A 19,479-nucleotide genomic window follows, 5' to 3' on the forward strand; every position below is an offset into this window, starting at 1 on the left:
GGCGCTTGAGGCCGAGCCGGAGGGCTGTGCGGACGGGAGCGGCGCGGCGGCCGCCGGCGGGGCGGGCAGGGGCTGGGCGGGTGCGGGCTGAACTGGCACGGATACCGGCGGCGGCTCGTCCGTCGGGTTCGTCGCGGGTGGGGTCGGCGGGTCGGGGGTCGGCGGGGGCGCTGTCGTCGGCGTCGGGGTAGGAGCTGGAATGGCAGTGGGGGCTGGGGTCGGTATGGGAGTGGGCGCCGGGTGGGGCGAAGGAACCGGCGTCGGGACCGGTGCCGGTGTCGGGACCGTTGCCGGCGTCGGTGTCGGACTCGGTGTTGGTGTCGGCGTGGCGACGGTCGGGGGAGCCGGGGTGGGTGTCGGCCCGGGGGCCGGTGCGGGGGGCACCGCTGGGCCGGGCGGGGGAACCGTTGTCGGNGGTGTTGGTGTCGGCGTGGCGACGGTCGGGGGAGCCGGGGTGGGTGTCGGCCCGGGGGCCGGTGCGGGGGGCACCGCTGGGCCGGGCGGGGGAACCGTTGTCGGCGTTGGCGTTGGCACGGCAGGGGGCCCCGGTGTCGGTGCCGGTGTTTGTGCCGGCTGTTCCGCCGGCCCTGGAAACGGGGTGCTCCCCGAAAACGGGGTGCTGCCCGGACCCGGCAGCGTCGGCCCCGCGTCTGCCCGGGCGGGGGCCGGGCCCCCGGCGGCCAGGAGCAGAGTGATCGCCAGGCACGCGCCGGAAGCGGCCAGACGTCGTTCCGGGGGTTGCCCCGGTGCACGGCTGGTCCGGCGAGCACTCGGCCTGGAGTTCATGAGCCTGCGCAATTCATTTCGGGTGGTAGACCTGCCGTTCGAAGGGTCGCGGCGGAGACATCATGGCATGGGCCATCGGCGCTCACAAGCAGACCCGACCGGCGAACGAGAGGACAGGCACAGCGCACGGACCGGTCCGAGTTCAGCGGATGTCCGGGCCGGGATCACCCGCGCGTTGCGGCCCGCGCCCTAACGAATTCGACGGAGATTTTGCCCGAATGACCACGAAATCGGGCCCAAAGGGCACGAAAACACCCCTTCGCGGAAAAATCTCCGTCGAATTGGTTCAGCGCCCTCGGGGGGGATCTAGGCGAGGGGGCCCGTCACGGAGGCAGCGGCATCCCGCACCGCGCCCGTCGCGACCAGGGCGACGACGGCCTCGATCTCGGGGGAGAGGAACCGGTCGTGACCCGGGCCGTCGGCCACGGTGCGCACCAGGCCCCGCACCGCACCGGTGGCGGGCCCGGGAACGAGCGGCGAACGCAGGTCGAGCGAGCGCGCGGCGGTCATGATCTCGATCGCCAGCACCCGGCCGAGGCCGTCGATCGAATGCCGCAGCTTGCGGGCCGCCGCCCAGCCCATCGACACGTGGTCCTCCTGCATCGCCGACGAGGGGATCGAGTCGACGGATGCCGGCGCCGCCAGCCGCTTGAGCTCCGACACGATCCCGGCGGCCGTGTACTGCGCGATCATCAGGCCCGAGTCGACGCCGACCTCGTGCGCCAGGAACGGAGGCAGTCCCTTGTTGCGGGAGGCATCGAGGTGCCGGTCGGTGCGCCGCTCGCTCATGCTCGCGACATCCGCCGCAGCGATGGCGAGGAAGTCGAGCACGTAGCCGACGGGGGCGCCGTGGAAGTTGCCGTTGGACTGCACCCGGCCGTCCAGCGTGACGACGGGGTTGTCCACGGCGCTGGCCAGTTCGCGGCCGGCGATCAGGGCGGCGTGGTCCAGGGTGTCCCGGGCGGCGCCGTGCACCTGCGGGGCGCAGCGCAGCGAGTACGCGTCCTGCACCGTGGGATCGTCCGGGCCGGCGTGGCTCTGCAGCAGCGGGGAACCGGCCAGCAGGACCCGCAGGTTGGCCGCGCTGACCGCCTGGCCGAGCTGGGGCCGCAGGGCCTGCAGATCGGCGGCGAAGGTGGCATCCGTGCCGAGGAGGGCCTCGACGCTCATCGCCGCGGCGATGTCGGCGGTCGTGAGCAGGCGGGAGAGGTCGGCGAGGGCGAGCACCAGCATCCCGAGCATGCCGTCGGTGCCGTTGATCAGGGCGAGGCCCTCCTTTTCGGCCAGCACGACCGGGCTGATCCCGGCGGCGGCCAGGGCCTCGGCGCCGCCCCGCAGGGTGCCGCTCGCATCGCGCACCCGGCCTTCGCCCATCAGGGTGAGCGCGCAGTGTGCGAGCGGGGCGAGGTCACCGGAGCAGCCGAGCGAACCGTATTCGTGCACGACCGGGGTGATGCCCGCGTTGAGCAGCGCCGCGTAGGTCTCGGCGACGACCGGTCGCACGCCGGTGCGTCCGGTCATCAGGGTCGAGAGCCGCAGTAGCATCAGCGCGCGCACCACCTCCCGCTCGACCTCGGGGCCGCTGCCGGCCGCGTGCGAGCGCACCAGGCTGGCCTGCAGCTGGGCGCGGCGGTCGCTCTCGATGTAGGTCGTCGCGAGCGCGCCGAAGCCGGTCGAGATCCCGTAGTGCGGGCTCGTGTCGCTGGCCAGGCCCTCGATGATGCGGCGGGTCGCGGCGACGCCGTCGAGTGCTGCCGGCGCCAGCACGACGCGGGCGTCCTGGCGTGCCACGGCGATGACGTCGGTGAAGTCGATCGGGCCGGTGCCCACGGTGACGGATGCGGTGGCGAGGTTCATACTCCGATTCGACACCAGCCCGGCCGCCGGCACCACGGGTTTACACTCGGATGTGTCCGGTATCCCGGACAGTTGACGAGGGCGGATGTGACTCATGAACAGGGCGAAGGTTCCGGCGGCGGATGGCGCGCTGCGCATCCTCTCGCATCTGGCGATGCAGCGCGGGCCGGTGCCGGCCTCCGCCATCGCCACGGCCCTGGGCCTGCCGCGGTCGAGCGTCTACGACCTGCTGGCGGCGCTCGCCGACCAGGGTTTCGTCGTGCACCTGCCCGAGGAACGGCGCTACGGGCTCGGGGTGGCGGCGTTCGAGCTGAGCTCCGGCTTCGCGCGCCAGCAGCCGCTGTCGCACCTCGGTCGCCCGCTGATCGCGCAGCTCGTCGACCGGCTCGGCGAGAGCGCCCACCTCGTGGTGCTGCATGGCCGCGACGTGATCTACCTGATCGAGGAGCGCGCGCCGCGCCGGCCGTCGCTGGTGACGGATGTCGGCGTGCGCCTGCCGAGCCACCTCACCGCGAGCGGGCGCGCCCTCCTCGCGGCGCTGCCGGCCGCCCAGTTGCGGGCGCTGTACCCCAATGCGGCGGCGTTCGCGTCCCGCGACGGGCAGGGCCCGCGCACCTCCGGTGAGCTGCGGCGGCTGCTCGAGCGGGTGCGGGCCGACGGGTTCGCGCAGGAGGACGGCGAGATCACGGCGGGGATGGCATCCGTCGCCGTGGCCGTGCGGGACCACGCGGGCTGGCCGGCCGCGGGCATCGCGCTCACGTTCCCGCGGGAGCGCATCGCGCCGTCCGAGTGGCCGGGGCTCGCCGCCGAGCTGGCGGGCACGGCGGCGGAACTCTCCCGGCGCATCCGCGGCCGGCACCCCGGCGCCTGATCGGCCTGCGTACCGACAGCGGCCTGCGGACCAATAGCCCTGCGGACCAATAGCCCTGCGGACCAATAGCCCTGCGGACCAATAGCCCTGCGGACCAATAGCGGCCCGCGCACCAATAGCATTGAGCGGTGCCGACCACTCTCCGCCAGTCCCCCGGGGCCAGGGTCGGTTTGTCGATCGCGGTGGCGACCGGACTCTATGGCATCTCGTTCGGTGCCCTGTCCGTGGCGTCCGGACTCACGCTCTGGCAGACGTCGGCGCTGAGCCTGTTGCTCTTCTCCGGGGGTTCCCAGTTCGCGTTCATCGGTGTGATCGCGGGCGCCGGCACCCCCGTGGCCGCCGCCGGAGCGGCCGCCCTGCTTGGCATCCGGAACGCGGTCTACGGCATGCAGCTGAACGCGCTGCTGCACCCCCGCGGCTGGCGCCGCCTGGCCGCCGCCCACGTCACCATCGACGAATCGCTCGCCACGAGCACCGGGCAGTCCGACCCGGTCGAGCAGAAGCGCGGATTCTGGGTGGCCGGAGTCGGCATCTTCGTGTTGTGGAACGCGTTCACACTGGTCGGGGCGCTCGCCGGCGACGCGCTCGGAGACCCGAAGCAGTGGGGACTCGACGGCGCCGCGGTGGCCGCGTTCCTCGGGTTGCTCTGGCCCCGGCTCCGGTCGCGGGAGGCCGGCGCGATCGCGGTGGTCTGCGCGCTGGCGACCGTGCTCGCCGTGCCGGTCGTGCCGCCGGGCGTGCCCATCCTCGTGGCGGCCGTCGTCGCCGGCGCCATCGGCTGGTTCGGCTTCCGGCGCGGTCCGGAGGGTGAGGGGCTGGAGCCCGACATCGACCCGTATCCCGCTCCCCGCCCCCAGACTGACCGGCCGGGCGAGCCCGGGACGGGAGCCGTTTCGTGACCCTGTGGCTCTGGATCCTGGTCGCCTGCGCGGTGGGTTTCCTCACGAAACTGCTCGGTTATCTCGTGCCGCGCCGGTGGCTCACGAATCCCCGGGTCGCCCGCGTGGCCGGCACCCTGACGATCGGCCTGCTGGCGTCCCTGACGGTCGCGAACACGGTCGCGACCGGCCAGGAACTCGTGCTCGACGCCCGGATCGGGGCCCTCGCGGCCGCGGCCGTCGCCCTCTGGCTGCGGGCGCCGTTCCTGGTGGTGGTGGTCGTGGGCGCGGCCGCGGCAGCCGGCCTGCGCCTCCTCGGCTGGAGCTAGTCGCGCGGGGCCGGTCGCCCTGGAACTAATCGTCCAGGGCCGCGTGCAGGAACGCCGAGACCTTCGCGCGCATGGCCTCGTCGAGGATGCCGATCGAGTGGTAGCTTCCCGGCACGGTCACCAGTTCGTGCGGGATTCCCTGGCTCTCGAGCGCGTCCGCGTACCCGGTGGACTGGCTCAGCGGGATGAACTCGTCCATTGACGCCCCGATGAAGACGGGCGGGTCGCTCGGGTCGAGCTTGTTGGCTACGGACGCGGCCTCGGCGGCGGAGCAGCCGGTCGGCGCCGCACAGCCCAGGTAACGCTGCACGAGCCGCTGCAGCCCGAACGGGGCGCCGCCGGTCACGAGCCCCTGATAGCTGAGATCGACCGGTGCGGTCAGTTCGGCGACCGCGGCCACCCGCGACCCCTCGGTCAGCGGCCCGGAGCCCCGGGCACCGAGGAGGGCGGCGAGGTTGCCGCCCGCGGAACCGCCGAAGGCGCCGATCCGATCCGGGTCGATGCCGTAGCGCAGGGCGTGGTCGGGCTGGCGCATCCACTCCACGGCCAGGCCCAGGTCATCGATCGCGGCGGGGAACAGGGCATCCGGAACCAGGCGGTAATTCACCGAGTAGGCCACGAATCCCTCGCTCGCGAGCCAGGTGCAAACCGCCCGCCAGTCGCTGTTGCCCTTGTCCCCGTGGTTCCAGCTGCCGCCATGGACCGAGAGAACGGCGGGGCGCCGCGCAGACGCGGGGCCGGCCGCCGCCTCGGTCGCCGCCGCATCCGTGGCCGTCGCCTCAGTCGCCGCCGCATCCGTGGCCGTCGGCGCCGGGGACGCCGTTGCCTCCGGTGCGGCCTCGGCGGGGGAACAGACGTCGAGGGTGAGCTGGGCGCCGTCCGCCCGGGTGCCGTACAGGACATCCGTGTCGACCGTCACGCCTTCGGGTGGGGCGATGGTCCGGATGCCGATGATCTCCGTCGTCACGAGTTCACTGTCGGCGGCGCCCGGCTCGTCCGGCGTCACGTCGTGCGGTGCGGGGCGGAGCCCGGCCAGCAGGGTCGTCGCGGTGAGTGCGACGGCCGCTGCGCCGAGGATCGCCGTGATGCGGACGCGGCGTGAACCGAATCGGGTGAGGCGGGGGCCGATGATCACGGATGCTCCGAGCTGCGGGTAGGTGTCTCGAGGATAGATCGTGCCCGGCCTCGCACCGAATCCCGTTCCCGGGTCGGCTCCCGCGAACGCTCAGCGTGGCGGCGCGGCATCCGGGGTAGGCGCGGTCTCCTCCGCCTCCTCCGGCCGGAGGGCCGCGAGGATCCGGGTGATGCTGATCGAGATGGTCGACGCGACGGCCATGGACGTCGCCGGAGCCGAGGCCTTCCGTTCGTCCAGTTCCGTCATCAAATTCTGGAGGGCGGCCTCTGCTTCTGTGAATGCGGCCGTCGCGCCCTCGTCCGGGTCCCAGTCCCGCAGCACCGCGGCCACGGCGTGCAGCGCGCGGCTCAGCGCCGGCCGCAGTTCGGGCCGCAGCTCGAGCTGCACCGGTGTGCCCCAGACCGCCCCGGTGAGCACCTCGGTCAGGTCGCGCACATGGAACGTGACGGTCTCGAGCGCGGCCAGGTCGTCGTAGTCCGTGCGGAGATCCCGCCGGTGGAGGCGGGCGCGGGGGTTGCCCTTGCGGCTGTCGTCGGCGTGGCTCACCGCCGCCCGCACGGCGCGGCCGACCGCCACGAGCTCCTGGCTGCGGGAGGCCCAACCGTCCTTTTCGGGTGGCCAGCTGTCGGCGAGCGCGTCGGCGACCTCCGACAGGTGCTCGGCGAGGGTTCGACGGAAGAGGGCCAGCTGGTGACCGACGGCTTCGAAGGCGAGCGGCGGGAAGAAGAGCAGGTTCACGGCGAGGCCGACCAGGATTCCCAGCGTCATCTGCTCGAGATAGCCGATGGAGTAGCCGTCGGCATTCGGCCCGCCGACGATCAGCACGAACAGGGCGGTGACCGGGATGTACTCGCGGTTGGCGCCGAACCAGCCGGAGGCCGCGATGACGGCGCCCACGCCGACCGCGAGGGAGATGGTGAACACGTTGGGTTCGCTGAGAACGATGACGGCCCCGGCGAGCAGGATTCCGACGGCCAGGCCGCCCAGGGTCTGCAGGGCGTTCCGCACGGAGCTCATCAGCGTCGGGTACATGCTCACGAGCGCACCCAGGGGCGCGTAGTAGGGGTAGTCGTCGGCCACGCCGGGCAGGAGCGGCGCGATCGACCAGGCGATCGCGACGGCGACGGCGGCCTTGAGGGCCTGCACGATCCGCGGGCTGGTGGCCGTCGTCCCCATCCAGAAGAACGACTTCCGTGCCATCGGGGCGCTGCCCGTTGCCGCCCGGGTCAGGGTGCCCCTTGCCCGCTTCACAGCGACCCCTCCGCCAGGGCCTTGGCGAAGCAGACGCTGAACTCCTCGCCGATGTACTGGCCGAACCGGGGAATCTCACGGTAACCGGCCGTGCGGTAGAACGCGAGCGCCGCGGCACTGTCCGGCCCCGTCTCCAGAACGATTTCACGGATGCCGCCGGCCAGCGCATCCGTTTCGATCCGGTCGAGCAGGCGGCCGGCGATGCCCTGGCCGCGGGCCTCCGGGTGCACGAACATGCGCTTGAGCTCCGCCGTCGCACCGTCATCTGCGGCCACCAGGGCGGCAATGCCGAGGGCGCGGCCGTCGTCATCCCTGGCCGTGTAGAAACGCACGCCGGGCTGCTCGAGTTCGTCGGCGCTCAGCAGAAAGTTGCTTTCGGGCGGGTAGAGGGACTGGGCGAAGTCGGCGCTCAGCCGCATCAGGGCGGCGACCTCGGCCGGACGCGGAGACTCGATGGCGATGGTCATCAGCATCAAATAAGCGTAGAGGCTGCAGACCGGCCGTGACATTTCGGCGTCAATCAGGTAACGTAGGCAGGTCGGCTCTTGACACCGTGTTTGTTTTTGTGTGCGCGGATGGGTTTGTAAGTCAGGATGGGCCGGTTTCCCAGTAATCCGCTGGTGAAAAATCACTGTATGTGAACGGCCCCGGCCATAGACTGCCCGGGTTCTCAGGTTGCGTCGCATGTGCGTCGTTGTTCTGCCATGTACTCAACACAACCCAGGAATGTCTCCATGCCTAAAAATTTTGATCCGAAGTACGCCGCCAAGGGCGGACCGTCCAAGGGCGGCAGCAAGAGCCCCGGACACCGCGGCCACCACGCCGACGATGGTGCGCCCAAGAAGGCCCGCTGGAACGCCGGCGAACGCGCCGACCGTGCCGCCGGCCGCCCTGCCGGCAACGACCGCCCTGCCTACGGCCAGCGTCCCGATCGTCCCGCCTACGGCGACCGCCCGAACCGCAGCGATCGCCCCTCCACCGGTGGCGCCCCGCGCGGCGACCGCCCCTCGTACAACAGCGACCGTCCCCGTAACGACCGTCCCTCCTACAACAGCGATCGTCCGGCCTACGGGGACCGCGCTCCGCGCACGGATCGTCCGGCCTACAACAACGACCGTCCCCGTACGGATCGTCCGGCCTACAACAACGACCGTCCCCGTACGGATCGTCCGGCGTACAACAACGACCGCCCGCGCACGGATCGTCCGGCGTACAACAACGACCGCCCGTCGTACGGCGACCGTCCGGCCCGCTCCGATCGTCCGGCCTACGGTGACCGCGCCCCGCGCACGGATCGTCCGGCGTACAACAACGACCGTCCCCGCACGGACCGTCCGGCCTACAACAACGACCGTCCACGCACGGATCGTCCGGCGTACAACAACGACCGCCCTGCTCGCTCTGATCGTCCGTCCTACGGTGACCGTCCCGCCCGCACGGACCGTCCCGCGTACAACAACGACCGCCCGGCTCGCACCGAGCGTCCGTCCTACGGCGACCGTCCCGCCCGCATGGATCGTCCGGCGTACAACAACGACCGCCCGGCACGCAACGAGCGTTCACACTCCGAGGGCGGCCACTCCAGCAACTTCTACCCGGACCGCGACTCCAAGCCGCACTTCGCCGCCGGCGACGACGTGGTGCTCGAGCGTCTGGAAGCCATCGCGACGACGGCTGCCGAAGTCGTCGGTGTGACCTTCGGCGACCTGGGGCTCGGCGAGAACATCGTTCGCGAGCTCGCCACCCTCGGCGCCTCGGCCCCGTTCCCGATCCAGGCCGCGACCATCCCGGATGTGCTCGCCGGCCGCGACGTGCTCGGCCGCGGCAAGACCGGCTCCGGCAAGACCATCGCCTTCGGCGCTCCCCTCGTGGAGAAGCTGCTGGAGAACAACGGCGCCAAGGACCGCAAGATGGCCCGCAAGCCCCGCGCGCTCATCCTGGCCCCGACCCGTGAGCTGGCCCTGCAGATCGACCGCACCATCCAGCCCATCGCCCGCAGCGTCGGCCTCTTCACCACCCAGATCTACGGCGGGGTCCCGCAGTACCGTCAGGTCAGCGCCCTCCAGCGCGGCGTGGACATCATCATCGGCACCGCCGGCCGCATCGAAGACCTGATCGAGCAGGGTCGTCTCGACCTGTCCGAGGTTGTCGTCACCGTCCTCGACGAGGCCGACTACATGTGCGACCTGGGCTTCCTCGAGCCGGTTCAGCGCATCCTGCGCCTGACCAAGAAGGGCGGCCAGAAGCTGCTCTTCTCCGCCACCCTCGACAAGGGCGTCGCCCAGCTGGTCAAGGAATTCCTGACCAACCCGGCCGTGCACGAGGTCGCCGGTGAAGACCAGGCCTCCTCCACGATCGACCACCGCGTGCTCATGATCGAGCACCGTGACAAGAGCGCCATCATCGGCCAGCTCGTCGACCGTCAGGGCAAGACGCTGATCTTCTCGCGCACCCGCGCCTACGCCGAGCAGCTCGCCGAGCAGCTCGAAGACGCCGGCGTGAAGGCGACCAGCCTGCACGGCGACCTGAACCAGGCCCGCCGCACTCGTAACCTGCAGATGCTGACCAGCGGACGCGTGAACGTGCTGGTGGCAACGGATGTCGCGGCCCGCGGCATCCACGTCGACGACATCGATCTGGTCATCCAGGCCGACGCTCCCGACGAGTACAAGACGTACCTGCACCGCGCGGGCCGTACCGGCCGCGCCGGCAAGTCCGGCACCGTCGTGACGCTGATCCCGAAGCAGCGTCGCCGCCGCATGGACGACCTGCTCGACCGGGCCGAGATCGAGGCCAGCTTCACCAGCGCGACCCCGGGCGACTCCGCGGTTCGCGACCTCGCGGGCATCTAACCCGAGCAGCACCCGGCAGTACCGCACAGCAGCACCTGAAGAAGGGGCACCCGCCGTCACGGTGGGTGCCCCTCCGCGCGTTCCGGGGCAGGAAAGCCTCAGCGGCGAGCCGCCCGACGACCGGTTGCCCGCACGATGGCCTTCCGGATCTCCTCGATCCATAGCACCGACGACCCGACCAGTACGCAGAGGCCCCACTGGGTCGGCGTGAGGGCGGTGGTGTCGAAGAGCGCCTGGAGCACGTCGATCTGCACCACGAGGATCTGCAGGACTATCACCGCGGTGAGTGCCAGCCAGATGCTGCGGTTGGTGAACGTCTGAAGTGAGAAGACGGAGTGGGTGTCCGAGCGCACGTTGAGCAGGTTGAAGACCTGGTAGAAGACGAAGGTGGTGAACGCAAGGGTTGTGGCGAAGGCTGGGTTCCCAGCACTTTCCGGGAACAGCGGGGACGCCTGAGTCAACACGGTCAGGGTGCCCGCGGCCATGACGAGGCCGAGCCCGAGAATGCGCAGCATCCGGTCCCGAGTGATCAGGGGTTCGTCCGACGGGCGCGGAGGCCGGCTCATCGTGCCGGGTTCGGCCGGATCCAGGCCGAGCGCCAGTGCGGGTGGGCCGTCCATGATGATGTTGACCCAGAGGATCTGCAGCGCAGTGAACGGCGCACCAGCGGCCCAGCCGGTGACGCCCGCGATCAGGAAGATGAGCACGAATCCCCACGCGGTGGTCAGCTGGAACCGGACGAACTTCAGGATGTTGGCGTAGATTCCGCGTCCCTCCCGCACCGCGGAGACGATCGTGGAGAAGTTGTCGTCGGTGAGGATCATGTTTGCGGCGCCTTTGGAGACATCCGTGCCGGTGATACCCATGGCGATGCCGATATCGGCCTGCTTCAGTGCCGGCGCGTCGTTGACGCCGTCCCCGGTCATGGCCACGACATCGCCGCCGGCCTGCAACGCCCTGACCACCCGGATCTTGTGGGCCGGGGTGACCCGCGCGAGAACCCCATAATCGGCGGCGTAGACGGCGAGCTCGTGGTCGTCGAGGTCGTCCAGCGTGGCACCGGCAGCAGCCTCGCCCGGCAGGCCCAGGTTGCGGGCGATGGCCGAGGCCGTCACCAGGTGGTCGCCCGTGATCATGTGCACGCGGATGCCGGCGCCGAGCGCCACCGAAATAGCCTCGGCCGCCTCAACCCGGGGTGGGTCGACGATTCCGACGATGGCGTAGAGGGTCAGCCCGGTGACCAACGAGCGACCGGAGTCCTCGCCCGGAACGGTGCCGGCGTCGAGGGTGCGTCCGGCGATCATGATGGTGCGAAGGCCGTCCCCGGCCAGCTCCTGGATGGTGTCGTGGATCCGTTGCCGTAGAGTGTCGTCCAGAGGGCGGAGGCCGTCGTCGGTGAGCACGGAGTCGGTCAGGGGCAGCAGGGCGCCCGGCGCGCCCTTGGCGAAGCAGCGGTGTCCGGGTTGCGGGAGTCCGCTCGTCGGCTCGGCCGGTCGGTGGAACGTGGCCATGAATTTGTAGTCGGAGTCGAAGGGCACTTCGGCCACCCGGGGGTGGGTCCGCCTCGCACCCGCGACGTCGATGCCGCCCTTCTCGGCCAGCACGGCCAGGGCCCCCTCGGTGGGGTCGCCGACCAGCACGCCGTCGTGCAGCACGGCGTCGTTGCACAGGGCCATGGTCAGGAACGCCTCCGTGAGGTCAGGCATTGGGGCGTCGTCGGCGGTGAGGATCCTGCCATCGGTGGAGTAGCCCTCGCCGGTGATGCGGAAATCGCGGCCATGGGTGTGCAGCCGGCGGGCCGTCATCTCGTTCATGGTCAGCGTGCCGGTCTTGTCGGTGGCGATGTGGCTGACGCTGCCGAGCGTTTCCACCGCCGAGAGCTGCTTGATGATCGCGCCCTGGGCGGCCAGTCGCGAGGCACCCATCGCCAGGGTGAACGCGACGACCGCGGTGAGACCCTCGGGAATGGTCGCAACGGCCAGCGAGACGGCGGTGATCAGGAGTTCGGTCCAGGACTCCCCGCGCAGCAGGCCCAGCACGAAGACGATCGCCACCACGACCAGCGCCGCGATTGTGAGCAGCTGGGCCAGCTGGTCGATCCTCCGCTGCAAAGGCGTTTTGTCGTTCTTCACCTCGTTCAGCAGCACCGCTATGCCGCCGACGGCCGTGCCCATGCCGGTGTCGGTGACCACCATGGTGGCCCGGCCGCGGGTGACCAAGGTGTTCATGAAGAGCATGTTGGTGCGGTCGGCGAGCGGCAGTCCGGCATTGTCCAGCGCGGGTATGGTTTTGCCGACCGGTTCGGATTCCCCGGTCAGGGCAGCCTCCGCCACCTGGAGGCCGGCAACGTCGATGACCCGGCCGTCCGCCGGAACGGAGTCGCCGGCGTCGAGGAGCACAATGTCGCCCGGCACCAGCTCGGAGAACTGCACCTCGAGTTCGGTGCCGCCCCGGCGAACGACGGCCCTGCCTTCCGATAGCTTTTGCAGCGCCTGGAGGCTGCTCTCAGCCCGTCGCTCCTGCACATAATTGAGGACGGTGTTCAGGATGATCACGGCCAGGATCACGATTGGCGTTTCCAGCTCCCGCGAGACGACGGCGCTGACGACCGCGGCTACCAAGAGCACGATGGTCATCTTCTCGGCCAGAAGGCGCACGATCTTGCGCCAGGTCGGCACGCGCTTCGGCTTACGAAGCAGGTTCGGTCCGTAACGCCGCCGGCGGTCATCGACGGCGGAGGCGGCAAGCCCGGTGCGGGCGTCGACGTCCTGGGCCGTGGTGGTTTCAGCGGCCGAGAGAGTGTGCCAGGCGGCGTGCTCGGTTGCCTCCGCTGGGGACGAGGTGGCAGGCATCCGTTTGGGTCAGCCCGTCGCCGGCTTGCGCGTCACCAGCACCGGGCAGACCGAGAGTCGGGTGCACTGGTCGCTGACCGAGCCCAACAGAAGGCCGGCCAGGTTGCCGCGGCCGCGGGAACCGACCACGAGCATGCGCGCGTCCCGCGACACCTCGATCAGGCTTCGGGCCGGCCCCGCATGCACGGCCCGGTAGTCGACGCTCACGTGCGGGAAGGCGTGCACCATCGCTGCGGTGTCTTCGATCAGTGCTGCCCGAACCGCGTCGGAGTATTCGGCGAAGGACGATACGTAGCCGAACTCCCAGCTCGCGGGCCTGGGGGCGGTGTCGATTGACCAGGCGCGCACGATCACGATCGGGGCGTGCAGCTGGTCGGCGAGCCCGAAGGCCGTGCTGAGCGCGTGGTCCGCGAAGGTCGAGCCGTCGTGGCCGACGACGATGCTGTCGGGCGGTGCCGGCGGTTGCCTGGTGGCCGCGGCGGTTTCCGATCTGGCTGCTGGGGTGGTGCCTTCGGTGCTCACGGCGGACTCTCCGGACTAAGGTGACGAGTAAGGCAGAACGATCAGAACACTCCCAGATTAGTGAACTGCGGTTCAGGTGTCCAGTGTGGGGGGCGGGGTCGGCACCAGCACGGCGAGCAGCTCGTCGAGTTCGTGGCCGTCGGACACCGGATGCCGGAACGGTCGCCCGGTGGCGATCTGGTAGTTGTTGCGCCGCCCGATCCTGGTTCTGGTGATGTAACCGTCTGCCACGAGGTCGGCGATGATCTTCTGGGCGCCGCGCTCGGTGACGCCCACCCGGGAGGCCACCTCGCGCATCCGGCACTGCGGATCGCGCGCGATCGTGACGAGAACGTGCGCGTGGTTGGTCAGAAACGTCCAGCGGGCGTCGCTCCCGGGGGCAAGTCGGGGTTCCTGGTCAGGGTCCGATGCGTTCATCTAAGCGAGAGTAGTCCACCGGCGTCGCGCAGGTGTCGGCGGTCTCGAGCCCGTGGACGGACTACGGCCGCTCCGGCGCCTCGATGATCAGGTTGGTGATGCGGGCCGTGCAGAGGCGGCGGCCCTGGTCGTCGCTGATCACGATCTCGTGCGAGGCGATGGTGCGGCCGAGCCGGATGGCCGTGGCCACGCCGGTGACGATGCCCGACCGGGCCGCGAGGTGGTGCGTCGCGTTGATGTCGAGTCCCACGGCGCTGCGGCCGGGGCCGGCGTGGATCACGGCCGCCCACGAGCCGAGGGCCTCGGCGAAGGCGACGGATGCCCCGCCGTGCAGCAGCCCGAACGACTGCCGGTTGCCCTCCACCGGCATCGTCGCGACCACCCGTTCCGCGGACTGTTCGACGATGGTCACCCCCATCTTCTCGTCCAGTTCGCCGAGCGTGATCTTCCAGTTCTCGTTCACTTTTCCCACTTCCGTTCAGTTCCCGGCCGGCACGCGCAGCCCGTCGAGGGCCACCGCGAGCACGTCGTCGGCGAGCGTCTCGGCATCCTCCGGGCCTTCCGGCCGGTACCACTCCACGATCGAGTTGACCATGCCGAACAACAGGCGGGTCACGATTCGAGGGTCGATGTCGCTGCGCAGGGAGCCTTCGTCGCGAGCTTCCGTCACGAGCGCCGACACGGCCCGGTCGAAGGCGCGTCGTCGGGCCAGCGCGGTGCGTTCGACGACCGTGTTTCCGCGCACCCGAAGCAGCAGGGTCACGTAGGGCAGGCGGGAGGTCAGAACCTCGACGGCCCCGCGCAGCACCCAGGCCAGCCGGTCGATCGCCGGGCCGACCCGGGCGTTCTCGTCCCGCAGCACCCCTTCGAGCCCGTCGAGGGCCTCGTCGAGGGCCAGCTCCAGCACCTCCTCCTTCGAGGAGAAGTGGTGGTAGATCGCCGATTTCGACAGGAACAGCCGCGTCGCGAGCACGCCCATCGACGTCGCGTCGTAGCCGAACTCGTTGAACGCGGCGACCGCGACCTCGAGAATGGCGCGTTGGTCATAGCCGGGACGGCCGCGTTTGGTGACAGGTCGCTCAGACATTACCGAGAAGTCTCTCACGACCCGGCCCGCCCGCGTCGAGGCGCGGGCGAACCGGCGTCGAAACGCCCTTCCCGGGAAAAGCGCAGTACGGCCCGCTCAGCGCAGGTCGTAGACACGCTTGTGCTTGCCGGTGCTGCGCTCGAGGGTTCCGGGTTCGACGATCAGAACGCTCACGCTGGACCCGATCAGGTCCTTGATCCGGTGGATCAGCAGCGCGGCGGCGATGTCGGAGGATGCGTTGGTCGCGTGCTCGTGCCGTTCGATCCGCACGGTCAGCTCGTCCATTCGGTTCGGCCGGGTCAGTTCGATCACGAAGTGCGGGGAGAGGTGCTCGATGCCGAGCACGATCTCCTCGATCTGGGTCGGGAACAGGTTGACGCCGCGAAGGATGATCATGTCGTCGTTGCGGCCGGTGATCTTCTCCATCCGGCGCATGCCGGGGCGGGCGGAGCCGGGCAGCAGGCGGGTCAGGTCGCGGGTGCGGTAACGGATGACCGGGAAGGCCTCCTTGGTCAGCGACGTGAACACGAGCTCGCCCTGGGTCCCGTCCGGGAGCACCAGGCCGGAGTCGCCGTCGATGATCTCGGGCAGGAAGTTGTCCTCCCACAGGTGGGGGCCGTCCTTGGTCTCGATGCACTCGTTGCCGACGCCCGGGCCCATGACCTCGCTGAGGCCGTAGATGTCGAGGGCGTCGAAGTCGAGGCGGTCTTCGAGCTCGAGGCGCATCTGGTTGGTCCACGGCTCGGCGCCGAGCACGCCGGCCTTGAGGCTGGACGAGCGCGGGTCCATGCCGGCCGCGACCATGGCATCCGTGATGGTGAGGAGGTAGCTGGGGGTGGACATGATCACGTCGGGCTGGAAGTCCTGGATCATCTTGACCTGCTTGTTGGTCTGCCCGCCGGACATCGGGATCGTGGTGGCGCCGAGCGCCTCGATGCCCGCGTGCGCGCCGAGCCCGCCGGTGAACAGGCCGTAGCCGTAGGCGTTGTGCACGCGCATGCCGGGGCGCACGCCCGAGGCGCGGAGGCTCCGCGCCACCAGGCCGGCCCACATCTTGAGGTCGTTCTTGGTGTAGCCGACGACGGTCGGCAGCCCGGTGGTGCCGGAGGAGGTGTGGATGCGGGCGACCTGGTCCATCGGCACCGCGAACATGCCGAACGGGTAGGAGACGCGCAGGTCGTCCTTCGTGGTGAACGGCAGCAGCGACACGTCATCCAGGGTGCGGATGTCATCGGGGTGCACGCCGACCTCGTCGAACTTGCGGGTGTAGAGCGGCACGTTCTGGTACGCGAGGCGCACGGTCTTCTGCAGCCGGGTCAGCTGCAGCGCCTGCAGCTCGTCCCGGGACATGCGCTCTTCCAGGTCGAGTTCATCCTGGGCCGGAGCGTGCAAGCGGGTCTTGGTCATCGTTGACATGAGGCCTCCTGGTGGAAGTGAATTAGTGAGCGGCGGTGCCGGGGAGAGGAAAATTGGTGGTGCGGCTGCGGCCGCGGAATTCCGCGATCGGCACGTTGTGCTCGGTGGCGACCCGCACGTCGTAGAGGCCGGAGCGGCCGCTCTTGGTGCGCAGCACGGCGGTCGCGGTCAGGGTCTGCCCGACGGTGGTCGGCTTCAGGAAGGTGATGTCGGCGCCCGACGCGAGCGTCACGTGGTGGTCGTCGTTGCAGGCGATCGCGAACGCGGTGTCGGCCAAGGCGAAGACGATCCCGCCGTGGGTGACATCGAATCCGTTCATCATGTCGTCCCGCAGGAGCATGGACACGACGGCCCGGCCCGGCTCGGATGCGTGCACGACCATCCCGAGAGCGGCGGACGCCCGGTCGTTCATCATCATTGCCCCGTTGGAGGGAGGTGGAGCATCCGTCATGTGGTTCTCCTCATTGAGTTCCGTGTGAATTGAGTTCCGTGTGCCGCAACCGCAACACGTGGTTGTGGGGCTAGTAGGGAAACCATATACTAACTGAACGATCGGTTGGTAAAACTTCGCCAAGCCCAGGAGTCAAAGATGACAATCCCGCCAGTTCCCTACGCTATCGCCCCGGAGAGTACCGACACGGTCTCCGCCGAGGAACAGCAGTTCAACGACCTGATTGCCGCCGATTCACGAATCGAGCCGCGCGATTGGATGCCGGAGGGCTATCGCAAGACCCTCATCCGGCAGATTTCCCAGCACGCGCACTCCGAGATCATCGGGATGCAGCCGGAAGGCAACTGGATCACCCGGGCGCCCAGCCTGAAGCGCAAGGCGATCCTGCTGGCCAAGGTGCAGGATGAGGCCGGTCACGGTCTCTACCTCTACTCCGCCGCGCAGACCCTCGGCATCAGCCGCGACCTGATGACCGAGCAGCTGATTGCCGGCAAGGCCCGCTACTCGTCGATCTTCAACTACCCGAGCCCCACCTGGGCCGACATGGGCTCGATCGGCTGGCTCGTCGACGGCGCCGCGATCTGCAACCAGGTGCCGCTGTGCCGGGCGTCCTACGGCCCGTACGGCCGCGCCATGGTGCGCATCTGCAAGGAAGAGTCCTTCCACCAGCGCCAGGGCTTCGAGATCCTGCTCGAGCTGATGAACGGAACGCCCGCCCAGCGCGAGATGGCCCAGGAATCGGTCAACCGCTGGTACTGGCCGGCCCTGCAGATGTTCGGACCGCCCGACGACGACTCGCCCAACTCGGCGCAGTCGATGGCCTGGAACATCAAGCGGTTCTCCAACGACGAACTGCGCCAGCGCTTCGTCGGAATGCTCGTGCCGCAGGCCGAGGTGCTCGGCGTCACGCTGCCGGACCCGGACCTGCGCTGGAACGAAGAAAAAGGTGTGTACGACATGGGTGAAATCGACTGGACCGAATTCCACGAGGTCCTCGCGGGCCGCGGGCCGGCGAATGCGCGGCGCCTCCAGCGCCGCCGCGACGCACACAACGAGGGCCAGTGGGTGCGTGAGGCTGCTGCCGCGTACGCCGCGAAGCAGGCCGTGAAGGCGGTCGCATAATGAGCGCTCCCGGTGCATCCGAGAAGGAGATCTGGCCCCTCTGGGAGGTTTTCGTGCGCTCCAGCCGCGGAATCAGCCACACCCACGTGGGCTCCCTGCACGCCCCCGACGCCACCCTCGCGGTGCGCAACGCCCGTGACCTCTACACCCGCCGCAACGAGGGTGTCTCGATCTGGGTCGTGCCCGCCGACGCGATCACCACGAGCGACCCGGATGCCAAGGGTGCGTTCTTCGAATCGCCCGCCGGCAAGAACTACCGCCACGCCAGCTACTACACGAAGAGTGAAGGGGTGAAGCACCTGTGAGCGACACCATCGAGCAGGACGCATACGGCCACGTCGACGTCGATCAGGTCGAGCTCTCCGCCGAACTGGTCGAAGCGGCATCCGTCGCCTCGCACGACGTCGCCGAATACGCGCTCTGGCTGGGCGACGACTCCCTGGTTCTGGCCCAGAACCTGGGCTGGTGGATCTCCCGCGCCCCTGAACTGGAAGAGGACATCGCCCTCGGCAACATCGCCCTGGACCTGATCGGGCACGCCCGTTCGCTGCTGCACTACGCCGGCGCCGAATCGGACCGCACCGAGGACGACCTGGCCTACTGGCGCGACGAACCCCAGTGGCGCTCCGCGCACCTGTTCGAACAGCCCAACGGCGACTTCGCCCACACGATCGCCCGACAGTTCATCGCCGCGCACTACCTGTTCGAGCTGTACAGCGCTCTGATGGAGTCGACGGATGCGACGCTCGCCGCGATCGCCGCGAAGGCGGTCAAGGAGGTCGACTATCACCGCGACCACTCCATCCAATGGGTGCTGCGCCTCGCGCAGGGCACCGAGGAATCCCGCCGGCGCATGATCACGGGCCTCTCCGACCTGTGGCCGTTCGTCGAAGAGCTCTTCGTCGACGAGCCGCTGATCGACCGGCTCGAGGGCGTCGCCGTTCGACCGTCCACCCTGGAGGCCACGGTTCTGGCCGCCATGCTCCCCGTCCTCGCCGAAGCCGAGCTCGAGGTTCCCCGCGGCTTCATCTCCTCCGGGGGCGGCCGCCGCGGCGACCACTCCGAGAACCTCGGGCCGCTGCTCGCCGAGATGCAGGTGCTGGCCCGGGCGCACCCCGACGCGAAATGGTAGACGTGGCATCGATCGCCCGTCCGCGCCCGAGCGACGCGGCCTCGCAACGGGCCTGGGACATCGCCGCCGAGGTCTGCGACCCCGAGGTGCCCGTGCTCACGATCGAGGACCTCGGCGTGCTGCGGTCGGTCGCCGTGACCGCGGACGGCACCCACGTCATCCTGACGCCGACCTACAGCGGATGCCCGGCGATGGAAGCCATGCGCGACGACGTCACCACGGCGCTCACCGGCGCCGGCTATGACAACGTCACCGTGGAGCTCGTGCTCTCCCCGGCCTGGACCACCGACTGGATGAGCGAAGAGGGCAAGGCGAAGCTGGTCAGCTACGGCATCGCCGCTCCGACCGGTCACTCCGGCGTGCGCCCGACCGGCACCGTCCGGCTCCAGCTCGCGGTCAAGTGCCCGCGCTGCTCCTCACTGAATACGCGGGAACTCGCCCGCTTCGGTTCGACGTCGTGCAAGGCACTCTACGAGTGCCGCGACTGCCTCGAACCGTTCGACTACTTCAAGGTGTTGTAA

The 19,479-nt window shown here is 69.8% G+C and carries 19 protein-coding genes; 8 read left to right on the top strand and 11 right to left on the bottom strand.

The genetic code is table 11. From position 1 onward, the window contains the following. Window positions 1–1,092: 1,092 nt before the first annotated feature. Window positions 1,093–2,643, bottom strand: a complete 1,551-nt coding sequence (gene hutH / locus E3T37_RS14015) for a histidine ammonia-lyase (RefSeq protein ID WP_134367832.1) — start codon at window positions 2,641–2,643, stop codon at window positions 1,093–1,095. A gap of 94 nt (window positions 2,644–2,737) precedes the next feature. Between hutH and E3T37_RS14020 the strand changes: the two genes are divergently transcribed. The 3 genes from E3T37_RS14020 to E3T37_RS14030 all read left to right on the top strand — a co-directional run bounded on the left by E3T37_RS14020 (window position 2,738) and on the right by E3T37_RS14030 (window position 4,721). After that, entirely contained in the window at window positions 2,738–3,514 is a 777-nt protein-coding gene (locus tag E3T37_RS14020) for an IclR family transcriptional regulator (protein WP_134367833.1), read from the top strand. 128 nt (window positions 3,515–3,642) lie between these two features. Continuing rightward, window positions 3,643–4,413, top strand: a complete 771-nt coding sequence (locus E3T37_RS14025) for an AzlC family ABC transporter permease (RefSeq protein WP_134367835.1) — start codon at window positions 3,643–3,645, stop codon at window positions 4,411–4,413. Continuing rightward, window positions 4,410–4,721, top strand: coding sequence for an AzlD domain-containing protein (locus E3T37_RS14030; protein ID WP_134367837.1), 312 nt, complete (start codon window positions 4,410–4,412; stop codon window positions 4,719–4,721). Before E3T37_RS14025 ends, E3T37_RS14030 begins: the two co-directional genes overlap by 4 nt. A 25-nt stretch (window positions 4,722–4,746) precedes the next feature. Here the strand turns inward: E3T37_RS14030 and E3T37_RS14035 are convergent, their stop codons facing one another. From E3T37_RS14035 to E3T37_RS14045, 3 genes are all read right to left on the bottom strand, one after another. After that, complete coding sequence (locus E3T37_RS14035) at window positions 4,747–5,856, bottom strand: alpha/beta hydrolase (protein WP_134367839.1); 1,110 nt, start codon at window positions 5,854–5,856, stop codon at window positions 4,747–4,749. A gap of 90 nt (window positions 5,857–5,946) precedes the next feature. Continuing rightward, window positions 5,947–7,107: an aromatic acid exporter family protein gene (locus E3T37_RS14040; protein WP_241976114.1), complete on the bottom strand. Its 1,161-nt coding sequence runs from the start codon at window positions 7,105–7,107 to the stop codon at window positions 5,947–5,949. Beyond that, window positions 7,104–7,580: a GNAT family N-acetyltransferase gene (locus tag E3T37_RS14045; protein WP_134367841.1), complete on the bottom strand. Its 477-nt coding sequence runs from the start codon at window positions 7,578–7,580 to the stop codon at window positions 7,104–7,106. Before E3T37_RS14045 ends, E3T37_RS14040 begins: the two co-directional genes overlap by 4 nt. A 261-nt stretch (window positions 7,581–7,841) precedes the next feature. Here E3T37_RS14045 and E3T37_RS14050 point away from each other — a divergent pair, with 261 nt between their 5' ends. Continuing rightward, window positions 7,842–9,959, top strand: coding sequence for a DEAD/DEAH box helicase (locus E3T37_RS14050; RefSeq protein ID WP_134367843.1), 2,118 nt, complete (start codon window positions 7,842–7,844; stop codon window positions 9,957–9,959). A 98-nt stretch (window positions 9,960–10,057) separates the two neighbouring features. Here the strand turns inward: E3T37_RS14050 and E3T37_RS14055 are convergent, their stop codons facing one another. The 7 genes from E3T37_RS14055 to paaI all read right to left on the bottom strand — a co-directional run bounded on the left by E3T37_RS14055 (window position 10,058) and on the right by paaI (window position 16,704). Further along, window positions 10,058–12,811, bottom strand: coding sequence for an HAD-IC family P-type ATPase (locus E3T37_RS14055; RefSeq protein WP_134367845.1), 2,754 nt, complete (start codon window positions 12,809–12,811; stop codon window positions 10,058–10,060). Window positions 12,812–12,820: 9 nt separating this feature from the next. Continuing rightward, window positions 12,821–13,333, bottom strand: a complete 513-nt coding sequence (locus E3T37_RS14060; RefSeq protein WP_134367847.1) for a universal stress protein — start codon at window positions 13,331–13,333, stop codon at window positions 12,821–12,823. A 72-nt stretch (window positions 13,334–13,405) separates the two neighbouring features. After that, window positions 13,406–13,750 (bottom strand): helix-turn-helix domain-containing protein, encoded by a 345-nt coding sequence (locus tag E3T37_RS14065; protein WP_134367849.1) that lies wholly within the window; start codon window positions 13,748–13,750, stop codon window positions 13,406–13,408. Window positions 13,751–13,811: 61 nt separating this feature from the next. Continuing rightward, window positions 13,812–14,168, bottom strand: coding sequence for a hotdog fold thioesterase (locus tag E3T37_RS14070; protein WP_134367904.1), 357 nt, complete (start codon window positions 14,166–14,168; stop codon window positions 13,812–13,814). A gap of 60 nt (window positions 14,169–14,228) precedes the next feature. Then, entirely contained in the window at window positions 14,229–14,837 is a 609-nt protein-coding gene (locus E3T37_RS14075; protein WP_134367851.1) for a TetR/AcrR family transcriptional regulator, read from the bottom strand. Window positions 14,838–14,933: 96 nt separating this feature from the next. Beyond that, the gene (gene paaK / locus E3T37_RS14080; protein ID WP_134367906.1) at window positions 14,934–16,244 is read right to left on the bottom strand and encodes a phenylacetate--CoA ligase PaaK; all 1,311 of its coding nucleotides are present in this window, start codon (window positions 16,242–16,244) and stop codon (window positions 14,934–14,936) included. A gap of 31 nt (window positions 16,245–16,275) precedes the next feature. After that, a complete protein-coding gene (paaI, locus tag E3T37_RS14085) occupies window positions 16,276–16,704 on the bottom strand; it encodes a hydroxyphenylacetyl-CoA thioesterase PaaI (protein ID WP_198416047.1) in 429 nt (142 codons plus the stop codon). Between the two features lie 138 nt (window positions 16,705–16,842). Between paaI and paaA the strand changes: the two genes are divergently transcribed. From paaA to paaD, 4 genes are read left to right on the top strand one after another with little or no spacing between them, the layout of a single operon-like run. After that, complete coding sequence (gene paaA, locus E3T37_RS14090; protein ID WP_134367852.1) at window positions 16,843–17,826, top strand: 1,2-phenylacetyl-CoA epoxidase subunit PaaA; 984 nt, start codon at window positions 16,843–16,845, stop codon at window positions 17,824–17,826. Then, on the top strand, window positions 17,826–18,131 hold the full coding sequence (paaB, locus tag E3T37_RS14095) for a 1,2-phenylacetyl-CoA epoxidase subunit PaaB (RefSeq protein ID WP_104102564.1): 306 nt from the start codon (window positions 17,826–17,828) through the stop codon (window positions 18,129–18,131). Before paaA ends, paaB begins: the two co-directional genes overlap by 1 nt. Further along, window positions 18,128–18,958: a 1,2-phenylacetyl-CoA epoxidase subunit PaaC gene (paaC, locus tag E3T37_RS14100; protein ID WP_134367854.1), complete on the top strand. Its 831-nt coding sequence runs from the start codon at window positions 18,128–18,130 to the stop codon at window positions 18,956–18,958. The genes paaB and paaC overlap by 4 nt, the downstream gene beginning before the upstream one ends. Next, on the top strand, window positions 18,952–19,479 hold the full coding sequence (paaD, locus tag E3T37_RS14105) for a 1,2-phenylacetyl-CoA epoxidase subunit PaaD (protein WP_134367856.1): 528 nt from the start codon (window positions 18,952–18,954) through the stop codon (window positions 19,477–19,479). Before paaC ends, paaD begins: the two co-directional genes overlap by 7 nt.

The sequence above is a fragment of the Cryobacterium sp. TMT2-10 genome, from assembly GCF_004403075.1.
GTDB classification, from domain to species: domain Bacteria; phylum Actinomycetota; class Actinomycetes; order Actinomycetales; family Microbacteriaceae; genus Cryobacterium; species Cryobacterium shii.